The 14,057-nt window shown below is 63.3% G+C and carries 13 protein-coding genes; 2 read left to right on the forward strand and 11 right to left on the reverse strand.

Annotated elements, in window-relative coordinates; translation table 11 throughout:
* Position 1 precedes the first annotated feature (1 nt).
* The gene (locus AB4Y78_RS13120) at positions 2-367 is read right to left on the reverse strand and encodes a sulfate permease (protein WP_119297043.1); all 366 of its coding nucleotides are present in this window, start codon (positions 365-367) and stop codon (positions 2-4) included.
* Positions 368-576: 209 nt separating this feature from the next.
* Between AB4Y78_RS13120 and AB4Y78_RS13125 the strand changes: the two genes are divergently transcribed.
* The gene (locus AB4Y78_RS13125) at positions 577-1,590 is read left to right on the forward strand and encodes a DNA-processing protein DprA (protein WP_225984160.1); all 1,014 of its coding nucleotides are present in this window, start codon (positions 577-579) and stop codon (positions 1,588-1,590) included.
* 113 nt (positions 1,591-1,703) lie between these two features.
* Here the strand turns inward: AB4Y78_RS13125 and AB4Y78_RS13130 are convergent, their stop codons facing one another.
* The 5 genes from AB4Y78_RS13130 to AB4Y78_RS13150 all read right to left on the reverse strand — a co-directional run bounded on the left by AB4Y78_RS13130 (position 1,704) and on the right by AB4Y78_RS13150 (position 9,071).
* Entirely contained in the window at positions 1,704-3,845 is a 2,142-nt protein-coding gene (locus AB4Y78_RS13130) for a DEAD/DEAH box helicase (protein ID WP_119297044.1), read from the reverse strand.
* A complete protein-coding gene (locus tag AB4Y78_RS13135) occupies positions 3,821-4,705 on the reverse strand; it encodes a HamA C-terminal domain-containing protein (protein ID WP_119297045.1) in 885 nt (294 codons plus the stop codon). The genes AB4Y78_RS13130 and AB4Y78_RS13135 overlap by 25 nt, the downstream gene beginning before the upstream one ends.
* Before the next feature lie 162 nt (positions 4,706-4,867).
* Positions 4,868-8,425, reverse strand: coding sequence for a MobF family relaxase (gene mobF, locus AB4Y78_RS13140; protein WP_162909124.1), 3,558 nt, complete (start codon positions 8,423-8,425; stop codon positions 4,868-4,870).
* Positions 8,426-8,484: 59 nt separating this feature from the next.
* Positions 8,485-8,817: a hypothetical protein gene (locus AB4Y78_RS13145; protein WP_124108932.1), complete on the reverse strand. Its 333-nt coding sequence runs from the start codon at positions 8,815-8,817 to the stop codon at positions 8,485-8,487.
* Positions 8,814-9,071: a hypothetical protein gene (locus AB4Y78_RS13150; protein WP_006214177.1), complete on the reverse strand. Its 258-nt coding sequence runs from the start codon at positions 9,069-9,071 to the stop codon at positions 8,814-8,816. Before AB4Y78_RS13150 ends, AB4Y78_RS13145 begins: the two co-directional genes overlap by 4 nt.
* Positions 9,072-9,624: 553 nt before the next feature.
* Between AB4Y78_RS13150 and AB4Y78_RS13155 the strand changes: the two genes are divergently transcribed.
* Entirely contained in the window at positions 9,625-9,960 is a 336-nt protein-coding gene (locus AB4Y78_RS13155) for a DNA cytosine methyltransferase (RefSeq protein ID WP_225984242.1), read from the forward strand.
* A gap of 744 nt (positions 9,961-10,704) precedes the next feature.
* On the opposite strand, the gene trxA is transcribed toward AB4Y78_RS13155, so the two are convergent.
* The 5 genes from trxA to AB4Y78_RS13180 all read right to left on the reverse strand — a co-directional run bounded on the left by trxA (position 10,705) and on the right by AB4Y78_RS13180 (position 13,912).
* Entirely contained in the window at positions 10,705-11,028 is a 324-nt protein-coding gene (gene trxA, locus AB4Y78_RS13160; RefSeq protein ID WP_006214176.1) for a thioredoxin, read from the reverse strand.
* A gap of 94 nt (positions 11,029-11,122) precedes the next feature.
* Positions 11,123-11,737, reverse strand: a complete 615-nt coding sequence (locus tag AB4Y78_RS13165; RefSeq protein WP_179861205.1) for a CueP family metal-binding protein — start codon at positions 11,735-11,737, stop codon at positions 11,123-11,125.
* A gap of 114 nt (positions 11,738-11,851) precedes the next feature.
* Positions 11,852-12,793, reverse strand: a complete 942-nt coding sequence (locus AB4Y78_RS13170) for a cation diffusion facilitator family transporter (RefSeq protein ID WP_006214174.1) — start codon at positions 12,791-12,793, stop codon at positions 11,852-11,854.
* Positions 12,794-12,795: 2 nt separating this feature from the next.
* Positions 12,796-13,185 (reverse strand): ArsR/SmtB family transcription factor, encoded by a 390-nt coding sequence (locus tag AB4Y78_RS13175; protein ID WP_040560570.1) that lies wholly within the window; start codon positions 13,183-13,185, stop codon positions 12,796-12,798.
* A gap of 136 nt (positions 13,186-13,321) precedes the next feature.
* Positions 13,322-13,912, reverse strand: a complete 591-nt coding sequence (locus tag AB4Y78_RS13180; protein WP_197464198.1) for a LysR substrate-binding domain-containing protein — start codon at positions 13,910-13,912, stop codon at positions 13,322-13,324.
* Between the last annotated feature and the right edge of the window lie 145 nt (positions 13,913-14,057).

Raw genomic sequence — 14,057 nt, forward strand, 5'->3', positions numbered from 1 at the left:
CCTACGCCGAGACCGTCGGTTCGGCGATAACGTGCTCCCGAGAGTTACGCTCCGTGCGCCGCTCGGTGTGCTCGTGGATGCGCACGCGGGCAAGCAGAACCAGGCTGACGGGGCCGATCCAGAGCAACTTGAGCCCCGACCAGATCGCGACCAGCACGATGAGGTTGAGCCAGCCCGGCCCGCCGTCACGGATGATGACGGTCAGTAGGCTCGCGGCGTAGAGGTACGGGATCGCGAGCAGCATCGCCGGGATGCCCCACTTGAGGCCGCGACGGGTGCGGACCTTGTCGAGCACGATGTTGGTCGGCATCCGGCGGCGCATGAAGACGCGGATATGGATGCTGGCGAACCAGATGAGTCGGAACATGATGCCTCCAAGCACGCAACTGTGATGAGGCAGTACGTGTGGAGTGTCCCGAAGGACGGCCCCAAAAGGGGGCCTACATGGTGAGGGGCGAATCTGCCTCTGTGCTTCTCACTCTACGCCGCGCGTACGACGCGCGGTAGCCCCCGCGGGCCGTGCTCGGTCGCTGGCGGTGCACCTTGCCGGTGACCGTCTGGGAAGGGACACAGATCATGGCGAAGCTGGCAGAGCAGGCGAAGGGTGAGCGGCAGGCACGGATGATGCTGTCGATGATCGCCGAGCCTGACGACGCGGCCACCGGCCGCATCCTGCACCGACTCGGCGGGGTCGAGACGCTCCGGCTGCTCGAAGACGACCAGGCCGCGGTGCCGGAGATGAACCGCGCCGATGCGATCGCCTGGCTCAACCGCGTCGCCCCGCGCATTGAGGGCGACATCTCGGCACGAGTTGCGGAGGCGGAACGAGCCGGTATGTCCACGCTCATCCCGACCGATACGGACTGGCCGCACGCGCTCAACGACCTCGGCTCCCGCGCCCCGTACCTGCTGTGGACACGCGGGGCGACCTCCTTCCTCGCAGGCGCTCTCACGGATCGGGTCACGATGACCGGCTCCCGGGCGGCCAGCGAGTACGGCGTCCAGGTCGCCGGGCATCTCGCCGGAGACCTGGCCCAACAGGAGCGCACCATCGTCGCCGGCGGCGCCTACGGCATCGACGCCGCAGCACACCGGTCGGCACTCGCCGACGGTGGAGGCACGATCGCGGTACTGGCCGGCGGCATTGACCGTCCCTACCCGCGCGGGAACTCGGACCTGCTGGCCCGGATCGGCGATCTGGGGGTGCTGGCCAGCGAGGCTCCTCCGGGGGCGACGCCGACCCGGTGGCGGTTCATGGCCCGCGCCCGTCTGCTGGGTGCGCTCTCGGGCGCGACGGTGATCCCAGAGGCAGGCTTCCGGTCGGGATCGCTGCTGGTGGCAACAGAAGCCCACCGGCATAGCCGCGCCGTCGGAGCGGTCCCCGGCCCGGTCACGTCGGCGGCGAGTGCGGGTCCGCATGAGCTCATCAAGCGCGGACGCGCCGAGATCATCACCGATACCGCGGACGTGACCGCCCTGCTGGATTCGCTGGATGATCCAGGCCGGCTGCTGAACCGCCAGGCAGCCTATCGGCCGTTCGAGACTCAGGAGCCCGCTTCTTTCGGGTTGCCGACAATTCGTCAGTTCTAGGATCGCCACGCTGAAAACGTCGAGACCACACGGGCGAGAAGCCGTCTCTGTGGAGCGCAGTCATCCCGGCAGAGGTGCCCTTCACTCGGTTGATGGGTTGAGTGCAGCGGAAACTAAATCGTTGCCACTACTTCTCCGAGAAGCGAACGTTCAAAACTAGTAAGCGGTATTCTCTCTGTGCCACGCAACGCCTGAATTGCTTCAAGCATCTCATCGAGACTTCGGGAGTTCCCAAGTCCGCGTACCAACTGTCGCGATATCTCAAGAGGCAGGCCGTACTCCTCCAACGTAGTGAGATGCGGAGCGGAGAACATGCTCTCAACTCGGGCCGCGAAACCGTCGAATGACCCAGATTCCAATCCGCGCTCCTCAAGAATCTCGCTCACGACTACATCGAGCGCCCTCAACGCAGTGGGAAAATTGTGGTCTAGCCAGTACCGCACGAAATCGAACGCCGCCTCAATCTTCTCGTCAACGCTGGAAGATTGATCATGTTCGTTCTCAACAAACCCCGCGATAATGTCCTTCATTCGGCCTTCAACGAGAGACGCTTGATTGACTTGATAAGCGAGTTGCTGCGCGCTGTATGCGCCGTGCCCACGATGATACGAAGGAGGAATGTAGTTCCATATCAGTTCGCAGACTGCCCGAAGCTCCGCCCATTTTGGGTAGGAAGTAGACCACTGCAGCGGCTGAAGCCGTGACGTGGGCAGCGTGCGAATATGCTTCGCAAGCTCGGTTGCAGCTTCCGGTTCCACACCCTTTATCGAGCGCAGAACCTTCAGGCTAAGGCCCGACTCTTCTAATACAGGTGACACCCGCTCCCTGGTCTCGTCGCTCCAATCTCCTTCGTCGATCTGCACGAGTAGTGAACTCGGGGCAATATCGCTTTGGCTGACTCCAGGAATGTCAATCTCGGGAAACTCTCTCGTCGGGGCATCATGAAAGAGCACGATCTCACCCACGAAATGCTTAAACATTCTGCCAACACGGCCACGTATGTTGGCGAATGTGAAGTAGTTGTATGCCCTATTAGCAACTTTGCGATCAAGAATTATGATGCGTTTTGCTCGGGTATTGACTCCTTCGATCAGAGAGTTCGTGCAGACAAGCGTGTCAAGATCACCGTCTTCGAATCCCTGTACCATCTTTTGTGCGAGCCAACGAGGAAGGCGTCCATGATGCACACCCACTCCACGTCGCAGCGCTCTTGAGACAATCCAATCCGGATGGTAGTTCTCTTCGATCCACTCGGCTACTTCCGGTAAGCCCCGACTAACGGTCGCGCCACTTGACCGCTGTTCGATCAGCGCTTCCAAAACCTTTCGCGTCTTTGCTGGGCTTTGGCAATATACCAATGTGGGGTCACAGGACGAACCAATCAGTTCGGCTACTATCGCGAGGCGTTCTTCGTCGTTTGAAGCCTTGAGTTTTCTGGTGTCAGCAGCAACGGTGGAGAAATCAGTTCTGATGAAAGAAGCACGAAGGTTAGAAGGGAGGACTGATGCGAGGCCCTCCACGACTGGACCCGCAAAGTAAAACTGGGCGCCAGTCTTAGCGAGTCGCAAGAATGCCTGATTCAACATTGATGCGCGTTGTTCTAGAGTGCCTTCGCTCTCCTCCGCAAGCTTGTAGAACTCGTCAATGAAGAAGAAATCAACCGCAGGGAGTTGAGGAACCGCGAGCAACCGCTCCTGTGTCATGACCAGGATGTTGCGTTCACTCAACTCCTGGTTCGGGTGGGTGACAATCTTGTACTCACGAAATTGGGAGAGGCGTCGGCGGGTCTCATCCAGAAGTGCGATTGTAGGAACCACGAGTACCAGGTTCTTGTACCTGCCAGTTTGAACTAGTGCATCTATAACCACACTCTTTCCAAAGCTGGTTGGCGCCGAGAGAATTACATTCTCTCCTTCAACCAGGCGGTGAAATACTTGAGACTGAATGCGGTGGAAGACGGTCTCAGAGGCTGGGTTGGGTCGGTTCATTTCCATGATGACCGCATCCCGAAGAGAGTCATGGTCTGCACCTTGAACGGCATAGGGGTACAGTCCGTGCAGCATTGCTAAACTTCGAAGGATTTCGCCCTCGGGTCCCGTCCTACTGATTTTCTCAAGCGCTCGAATTACAAGATCCGTGCTTTCAGATCCGATGCCATTAATTGAAGTGAAAGCAGCAATATCGGATAGGATCTCAAACGCGTCGTCAACCTCACCGCGTAGCAGAGATGTCAGTTCTGCGTGAGAGCCTGCCATGCTTTCAACCTCCCATCGAAAGCGGACGTGAGTTCGGCCTTGGTGTCCATTGGGAAGAAAAACACGTGTGCCCTGATCTGACGAGGAAGTGTCCAGTTCTCGTACCTGTCTCGCAGACTCTTCCAGTTGTTCATGACCTCGGTTCGTAGATCAGCGAGGTACTCCTCAGTGCTCTCCTTGTGCCTGCCCGCAGCTTCGCTGTCATAGGAAATGAAGATAGGAACTACGACACTCTTGAATGTTCTGTCCAACGAGGTCTTTCGAGACAACAGCGCGGTGATCTTGTCCCGGTGAGGATAGTCGTCAGGAATCTTGTCGGTTATGGCGGCAAATTCGTACCGCAGGTAGTCGCGACTGAGATGTAGCTTCAGCTCATCATATATTGCGCTGGCTGCACCGTAGCTGTCTTTATAGAGCTTCGATTCGCCAAGCCAGAGTTCCAGTTCCCCGGAGGCTCCTGTATCGACAATGTGGGCACAGTCGAAACCTTTGACAGTGTCGTTGGCAGCGTCTTTGAAGTAGATCCGGGATATAAGTCTCGAACTTCCATAGAACTTGCGCAGAATCATGTGAAGGAGGAGTTCACCAATTTCTCCTCTTCTCTCAAAGTCAATGGTGGCGTAGACACGACTGAGAGCCTTCCCGAGCAGTGCTGTGCCAGTAGCGTGGTTGTACCCTTCCAGTTCTTGCGTAGGAAGAATCCAATCTGCTGCCCAATTGATCAGATCGACGCTGAGGTCATCGGAGCGCCATGTTCCATCTTCGAAACCGGCGCAAAACGTTGCAGATGGTAAGAGACTGTCGGTGTGATCTACGACGAGTTCAAGGATCGTCTCAGGAACTGGGAGCTTCGTAGCCATTGCCGACAGTTACCTCCGTGGATAGCTGAAGACGCTCAACGGAGGTGCCCATGAGGTCGAAGTTGCTGTCATAGCTACGCGTGCCGCAGCCATGCGGTTGAGTCACATCCTATCCTCTTCGGCTGTAGCCAAGAGGTCCTCTGGCGTGAGTGTCACCAGATGTCACAGGGATCGTTCTTGCCTCCTGACGCTGACAGAACGTTGGGCGACAGAGTCTCCGGTCTGAGGAGTATCCGCAGCTACCCGACGTATGGCTGCCGCTGCGCGGGCGCGGTCAATCTTCTGCGCCGCGCTCTGGGGTGCCGGGCCGAGTGGGGTGTCGTCGCTGATTTGATAGCGGTCGCGGTAGGCCGCGATGGTCCGGGCGTCACGTCGCCAGCGTGCCTGTTCGCGGTCACCGGACGGCGGGTCACCGAGCGGCTGGGTCCACGGTTCGCCGGTCTGGCGGGCGGTGTCGAGGATCGCGTCGGCGCGGGTCTCGATCAGCTCTCGTCGCTCGGTCAAGGCCTGGAGCATGTCTGCCGCGATCGGGCCCTGCACGTGCGGGATGAGGCCGGCGATCAGCCGCGGGGTCTTCCTCATGCGCCCCGACCCGGCCGGCTGGGCGGTGGCGCGTGCGAGACGGTAATGCATGACCTTGGCGATGTCCTCGGCGTCATCGAAGCCGCGAGCAGCCACCAGGCGCGGGAAGAGCGTATCGACGTCGTGGTGGTTGGCCTCGGCGCGGCGCAGCTCGGCAGTCAGCGCTCCGAACGCGACCGAGCCCAGCGTGGCGTCGGCCTGTTCTTCGGTCAGGCCCGAGTCGCGGATGAGGGCGGCCCAGCGGTCGTGTTGGGCGGCTGCGGCGATGGTTTCGTACTCGGCGGCGAGCTGGGCGATCGAGCCCCACTGGTCCTGCTCGGCGGTGATCGTCTCGTGCGCGGAGAGCTCGGCTCCCGAGTGCTGCAGCACTCCGTAGAGGACCGAGCGGCCGGTGGCTTCCTCGTTGTCCGAGGGGTGCGGTGCGGCGTGGTCGTCGGGGCGGTCGAGGACGACGTAGGCGTGGTTGGACTCGCGGCCGCGGGTCATCGCGACGTAGACGTTCTCACGGGTCGAGGACGGCTCGACCAGCACATGCGCGGTATCGACGGTGATGCCCTGCGCCCTATGCGCAGTGACGGCGTATCCCAGATCGACGTGCTCGGCCACGTAGTCGGCCGGCAGCACGATCGACCCGAACCTGCGGCCGGGCTTGCGGATCGTGATCGACCCGTCATCGCGCACGTCGGTGACCTGCCACCGCGCGCCGTTGCGCACCCATCCCCGGCCCGTGCCGGTGCGCAGGCGTCGATCGTTGCGGCGGGTGATGACCGTGTCCCCGACGCCAGCGGACGTGCCCTCGGCCAGTGCGACCTCCCGGCCGGGTTTGATCTTCCCGGCCAGGATGAGATCGGCGCGGGCCCTCGCGTTGAGCGCGGTCACGTCTTCACGGGTCTCGGCGATCAGCACCGAGGCCCGTCTGGCGTCGCGGTCGGCACGCCAAGCGGTGTAGGCGGCATCGATCATGTCCTCGGCATCGCCGTCGCTGATGCGGCCGTGACCTGCGTAGGTGTCGATCACGCGGGTGCGGCCGTGGCGCAGATCGAGGGAGGCGGTCTTCTCCCATTCGTGGACGAAGCGGTGCACGTCCACGAGCTCGGGGGCGTCGTCGCGGTCGGCCACGAGCATCCCGAAGCTCCCGCCCGCATCGACGGATTGGAGCTGTCCGTAGTCGCCGACCAGCAGCACTTTCGCGCCCGTCTCGGCTGCGAGGCCGGTGATGCGCTCCAGCGACAGAGTGCCCGCGAGGCTGGCTTCGTCGATGATGACGAGCTGCCCGGCCTGGAACGTCTCCCCGCGGAGAAGGTGGTTCTGCCACCACTTCGCCGTGTTCTCGGTCGCGATCCCGAGATCATCGCCGAGGACCTGCGCCGCCACGGCAGAGGGAGCCAGCCCGACCACGGTCCCGTGGCCGTGCTGCTTCTCCCATGCCCGCCGCAATGCCGACATGGCGGTGGTCTTCCCGGCACCTGCCGGGCCGACCAGCACGTCGAGAACACGGCCGGAGACCGCGATCTGGGTGAGCGCTGCGGCCTGGTCGTCGCCGAGCAGGCGCCCTTCCTGGTCGGGCTTCGCGGTGATCTTCTCGACCGTCTCGACCTCGACGGTCGGGCCGGTCAGGGTGCGGGAGCGTTCCAGGAGACGGTCTTCGGCCTCCAGCAGCACCGTGGAGGAGAACACGGTCGAGTGGCGGGGCCGGAACACGCTGGTGCCGTCTGGGCGGCGGAACGCGGCCGGGCTGGTGGCGAGCTCGGGCGGCGTCAGCCGCAGTGAGGCCTGCTCGGCGGCATCGGCGATCATCCCCACGATCGCCTCCCGGTCGCTGGCGGTCGCGAATCGCCATGCCATCGACTGCCGGCTCGCTTCGGAGTGCAGGTTCCATCGCCGCCAGGTCGAGCGTTTCTCGCCGACGACCTCGACCACCGCCTGCCCGAGCTCGGAGATCACCTCCAATGGCACATCATCTGCCCGCAACGGCCGCACCTGCTGCGCCTCGGCGAGAAGGCTGCCGGCCCAGCCGGTCGCGTCCTCACCCAGCAGTTGGCCGGCCCGGTCGCGCCAGCCAGCGGTCAGGTCGGCCAGGGAATGGACCTGCTTCTCGGGCCGGGTGGCGAGAGTGGCCTGGGCGCGCAGGCGCACGATCGTCCGTGCGGAGGGCCGGCGGCCGTGCTCGGCGGTGTAGGCGGCGATGAGCCGGTCGGTTTCGGCGTCGATATCGCGGGCGCGGGAGGAGAACTCCTCGACCAGCTCCTCGCTGACCCCGGTGATCTCCCACGCCGGGTTGCGGTCCCGGCCCCGATCCCGTGCCTCCCACTCCACGCCGAGCGTGCCGGTGAGGCGGTCGGCCAGGACCGCGTTGTAATGCTCCGAGAGCGCGACGACCGCCGCGTGCATCGGGCGGCCATCCAGTGACCGCCATCGTCCGTCCAACGCGGTCTGGACCTTGTTGGAGATCACGACGTGAGTGTGCAGCTGCGGGTCCCCGGAGCGGCTGTCGTAGTGATCGAAGGCCGTGGCGATCAGTCCGGTCACGTCGACCTGGGCGACCGCGCCGTCGGCGGCGGTGTAGCCGGTGCGGGTCGCGGCGACCTCGCGCTCCATGAAGTTCACGACCTCGGCGATCGCCTCGTGATGCGCCTGGGCGATCAGGGCCTGCGTGCCGGCGTCGGCCACGCCCCACAGCACGGAGACGGACTTCGGCACCGAGAACGTGTAGTCGAACCCCGCGACCGCACGGCGGTTGCCCCGCTCGATCTCCTCGGCCTCGATCTGGCTGATCTGCTCGGCACGCTCACCCATCCCCAGGCCGGGGTCGAGGTCGGCGGCGCGCTTCTCGATCCGGTCGGCGACCGAGACGTACCGTGGGAAGGCCCGCCCGAGCGGGTCGCCGCTGACGGGATCGCGGCCCATCCCGATCAGCAACTGCAACTGCGACTCCGAGACCTCATCGCCGAGAGCGATCCGCCCGTCTCCGAGGCCGCGAAGGGCCGACCCGATCCAAGTGCCCGGTGGTGTTCCCTCTTCCGTGTAATACCTGGTCAACGGGGTCGAGAGGGAGCGGTCGCCGTCGGCGGCGGCGATCGTGCGCATCAGGTACTTGTACCCGTCGCCCGCGCTCATCACCCGCATCGAGACCGTCATGCAGACCAGGTGGACAGACTCACCACGGCATCGGTGTGAGCCTCAATGCCGGAGGTTGGCTACAGGGCCGGCCCGTCGTCGGACGGGCCGCGCCGCCGGGGAGCCTGCACGGTGGGCTCGAAGGTCGAGCGAAAGGGGTTCGGGAGCTGTCGGCGTGTTGCACTGGGGTTGCGCAACTGGTCGATCTCGCGCCGTTGCGCCTGGAGTTGCTCGTTCAGACCGTCCATGCTTGTGCGCAACTCGGCGAGCTGCTCGCTGATCTTCGCGTTGGCTTCGGTCAGGTAGTGCATGATCGCGGCCTCGTAGCGCTCGGCATCAGAGGGTTGCAGCTCCGCGTTCACCACAACGAACTCAGCGAGAGCAAACGATCCGTTCCCGGCGGCCTCACTCATGCGACGGGAGGCCATGCGGGAGAACATTGCCGTGCGAGCGGCCCAAGGGGGAACTCGCCACCGTAGATGTCGCCGAAGGCTTCCTGGATGAGCTGGACCGTCTCCGGAGTGAGCAGCAACGGGTTCTCGCTCTCGATGACGGAGGCCATCGCCATGCAGCTCTCAGCAACCGCGTGGTGCGAGGCAGTCCTGCCCTTGATCTCCTGCGTGAGGTTCGGAGGCTCCAGCTCGTGCGGCTTCTGCTTCGTGAACACGTTCCAGAGATCGACTCCCGTGCGCTCATGGTAGGCGCCGTAACGACGTAGATCGTCAGCGATCTTGCCTCGCTCAGCTCCGTGATCGCGAGCTCCACCCGTTCCACCATGACCTGTCTCCTGTCCCTTCGCTCGGCCCGCCGCGGGGCCTGTCGATCTCCAGGTGACCGCGCGATCCCGCCGCCGCGAAGCCTTGTCAACCTGGGTTGACACCTTGATCTGCAAGAGGTGTGGACCAACTCTGAGCGGTAGGTGATCAGGCTGGCGACGAGAGAACGCCGAGCCAAAAATTATGCCGTGGGAAGCCCGGTAAGGGTCGCGCAGGTGACAGGGAGGTGAGTGGGAAGCGCTGGAGAAGTTCGGCGCCGGAGACGGACTCGCTTACCTGGCAGCAACCAGACCGGTAGGGCAGGCAACCGCTCAGCACCGGGAAAGCCAATCACCCGGAGCAACTTGTGTCTGCACGTCGCACTTCCCCCCGTTTCCTCGCCGCGAATTGGCTCGACCTTCAGCGGGTACGGAGGGCTCGACCTTGCCGTCGAACACGCCACTGGTGGGGGATACGGTCTGGTTCTCCGAGATCAACACCTCGGTCGCGCAAGTCTTCTCTCACAATTGGTCGGATGCCCCAAACCTCGGCGACATCTCCGTCATAGACTGGAGTACCGTACCGCCGGTCGAAATCGTGATAAGCGGCTTCCCCTGCCAGGGCGTCTCAATCGTCGGCAAGGGTGCAGGCATCGCGCCAGGTACTCGCTCGGGGCTCTGGTCGTGCATGGCACGCGCAATCGAGGAGCTGCAACCCGCGTGCGTCGTGATCGAGAACGTAAGGGGTTGCTCTCGGCCCCCGCTACCCGACCCGCGAAGGGGTATCAAGTGGACCCGTTGACCGTGATCCTACAGCCGCTGGCCATGCAACCGTTTGCGACTTGGCATCCGACCCGTGCGGTCTGGGGGACGCATCAGCCCGACCTCTTCGGACGGCAGGCGCCGTACTCGGAGACCTGGCCGACTTGCGGTATGACGCACGATGGATCGGCCTACCGGCTTCACTTTCCGGCGCTGATCACCATCGCTTCCGTATCTTCATCGTCGCCTACCGCAGGGGCGCTGTTCCGGACGCCGCTAGCAACGGACTCCTCTCGGGGCGGAGAGACGATGGAGACGGTCAGAGCCCGCGGCGGCACTATCGCACTGAGTCATCAGATAATCGACCTCGCACTTAACGGACCGGGCGGCTCGACCATCAACTCGAACGCAGCGGAGACCCTGTTCGCGCTAGTCGACAGCATCTTCGTCGCTGGGGGCGATACGCCGACGCCGTCGCACGATGGGAGCACATCACCCGACGCGGCGCCCCTGCCCCCGCAGTTCTGAACGAGGACAGAGGGCCACGTTCGTCGCCGGAGTTCGTGGAATGGCTTATAGGTCTGCCAGTCGGATGGATCACCGACCCGATGGGTGATCTGACTGCAAATCAGCAGAACACCGCGTTGGGTAACGGGGTCCTGCCACTTCAAGCGCTCCTTGCCCTGCGCAGTCTTGGACTACGTATGGAACCACGCTGATTTGGGCGATCGTCAACTGCCGCGCAACGATCGGCGGAGTTCGGGAACAGTTCGACGGCCGAGCCTCAGATAATACCGTCGAGGCGCTGCTCGATCTGCGGCTTCGGCATCGCCCCGATGATCTCGCGCACGATCTCACCCTTGTCGAAGACCTTCATCGCAGGGATCGAACTGATGTTGTAGCGCGAGGCGATGTCGGGGTTCTCGTCGACATTGAGCTTGGCGATGAGAAGCTTTCCATCCTGCTCGGCAGCAATCTGGTCCAGGACCGGCGCGATTGCACGGCACGGGCCGCACCAGGCTGCCCAGAAGTCCACGAGAACGGGAACGTCGCTCTGGAGCACAACCTCATCGAAGGTCTGGGTGTCGACGGTGGTGACTTCGCTCATGGGACTGATTTCCTTCCTGTTACACGTTGCGTGCGATAGACCGCACGCACACCACAACACCCTACCCCCTGGGGGTATTCCCGTGGTGCTGGTTTCAGGCCAGTCGCATCGTGGTCAAGCAGGTTTGCGCATCGTCGTCGACGCTCGAAAGTTTGGAGGTGGCGGTCTGGCCGTCGTGGGTGATCGAGATCGACGTCTCGATGCCTCGGGGCAGCCAGATCCCGACGAAGCCGTTGTCGAGGGTTCTCATCTCCTCGTCGACGATCGTCTCGCCGGTCGTCGCATCCGTCACCGTGACGGCCACGTCTGCGTTGCGCAGCTCACCCAGGCATCCGGTCGGGCTGTGGTAGTAGCAATCATGGGTCTGCGACCGATACGGGGCGACGGATACGTAGATCTCGTTACTTGGCAACCGCACCTCTGCCGTGTGTTCGTGCTGATCGGTGAGCGTGACCGCCTCCGCAGTGATCGACGTGGTCAAGGTCTCCGTGCGTTCGTCCAGCGGGATCGCATCGAGCGTTTCGACCAGCTCACGCACGTCGAGGCCATCGAGACCGTTCTCGGCAAGGATCTCGGCTCCGCTGGCCGAGGAGGCTGAGGGTGAGTCGTTGGCGGCCGTGCATCCGGTGAGCAGGAAAGCGCCGACCACGACGGTGATTGCAGCGGTTTTCGTTCCGCCGTACTTCGGGAATGGCCTGAAGTTTTTCATGGGATTCCTTGCCGTGTCTGCCGTGGTGCCAATTGGCCATACTACCCCATAGGGGTAGTGCCTACCTGCGTGACGCGGAAGCCCCCGGAACGAGCCCGGGAGGGGGCACTGCGTTCAGTCGTGCTTGCTGATTTCCGGTTCATGTTCGGCAATGTGCTCGGTCTCGATCTGGAAGGTCGAGTGATGGATGGAGACCTCGAAGTGTCCTGCGACGCAATCTTTGATCTCGTGGAGCGTCTGCGCGGCATGACCGTCGGTGAAACACTCGTCGTCGACGACGACGTGGGCGGTCAGGGTCGGCAGGCCGGTCGCCACAGTGGAGGCGTGCAGGTCATGGACATCTTTGACATGGTCAAGTTCGAGGATGTGCGAACGCACCTTGTCGAGGTCGAGGCCCTTGGGAGTGAACTCCATAAGGACGCCGGTGGTCTCGCGCATGAGCTTGAACGCGCGAGGCACGATCAATGTGGCGATAAGCAGTCCGGCGATGGCATCGGCCTGCATGAACCCGGTCGTGGCGATGACGATCGCCGCGATGATCACTCCGAGCGACCCGAGGGCATCATTGAGAACTTCGAGGAACGCGGCACGCATGTTGAAGTTCGAACCGCGGCTGGAGGCGAGGATGGTGATGGCGATGATGTTCGCGACCAGGCCGATGATGCCGAATATCAGCAGTTCGCTTGCGGGCACCTCCGGCGGCTCGAACAGTCGCCGGATGCCTTCGATGGCGGCGTAGGTGCCCACCGCCAGCAGCAGTGCCGACTGTCCGAGGGCTGCGATCACTTCGATACGCCGGAACCCCCAGGTGCGCTTGGAGTTGGCGGGCTTGAGCATCAGCGTCGCGGCGATCAGTGCGACCAGCAGCCCGGAGGCATCGGTAATGGCATGGGCGGTGTCGGTCAGCAGTGCGAGGCTGCCGGTGATGATCGAGCCGATGGCCTGGGCGACGACGATCGTCGCGGTGATCGAGAATGCGATCCAGAGTTTCTTGCGGAAATCTCCGGGGTGACCGGTCTCGCTGGCGGCGGGGCCGTGATTGTGTCCTGCGCCCATGTCTACTTCTTGTCCGTATCTGTCGCGTGGTGGGTATGTGGGAGTCGCAGGTGCGTGCAGAGCAGGGCCTGCGTGCCGGTGGCATCGAGGAGGCGTTCGGCAGCGGCGATGAGGGTACGCAGGAGCTCGGACTGTGCCAGCGAGTACCAGGTGGAGCGCCCTTCCGGGCGCATCGTCGCCAGGCCGCACTCGACGAGGAAGCCGACATGCTTGCTCACCGTGGACTGGGCCAGGCCCATGTGCTCGACCAGGTCCCGGACCCGGTGCTCCCCGGAGGCGAGGTGCTGCACGATCGCTAACCTCGTCGGCTCCGCAAATGCCTGGAACAGGTGGGCGTACGCTACTGTCGCCACTTCGTCGAGGGTTGCCCCCTCCTCTTGAATCATCGTCATAGGGCGATCATATCGCGCTAGAGCGATATTGTCGAGTGTGATCTGTTGCTCCGACACGGAATGAAACTCAGGGGTCCCGTCGCACCCGAGGATGGGCTACCTGGGGGATGGTCGGTCGCATAGCTGCAGTGGGGAGCTACGTCAGCTGACCATCGGCCCCGGTGGAGAGCAGGCGGGGTGGGGAGCCGATGTCGATGAGTCGGGTGAAGTAGTCCTGTGCGCAGGTGGCGAAGACCCCTACCTGCGGGTGGCTCCTCCTCTGCCCTGGCCAGGTCAGCGCCACGGTCACCCGTGGGGCATCCTCGATGGGCAGATAGACCACCTCCGGCGCGCGGTGATTGTGCGTTGTCGCCTCTGCAGTGATGCCGATGGCGTCGCCGACAGCGATGCGGGTTAACCACTCGTCCGTGTTCGCCACCGAGATCGTGCGCGGCATGCGAGCAGTCGTACTCCACAGCTCCCCGGTGGCCGTCGGAGCGGTCGCGCAGACCGCCACCGGCCCGTCAGCGAGATCGGCTAGGGTCACCGACTCCTGCCGGGCACGCGAGTCGGTACTCGTCACCGATGCAACCAGGCGTTCGGTGAACAGCGGTAACCGCTCCAAACCCGGACCAATGGCACGTTTGGGTGAAGAAGAGCGGATGAGTGCGGCATCGATCGCCCCCGTCGCGCAGGGCCCAGATCGGGTCCGTCGGGCGACTGTATTCGATGAGCTCAGCGTGCCCACGGGACTGCTGCACGGATAGGTGACAGTCGGTAGTCACGCAGCCTGGTCGGCTGGTGTGGTCATGGTGGTCTCGTATTCGATGGGCGTCAATCGGCCGAGGCGGTCTTGTCGTCGTCGGCGGTGGTAGGTCCGTTCGATCCAGGTG

Source organism: Janibacter sp. RAF52 (genome assembly GCF_052114035.1).
Lineage (GTDB): Bacteria > Actinomycetota > Actinomycetes > Actinomycetales > Dermatophilaceae > Janibacter > Janibacter hoylei.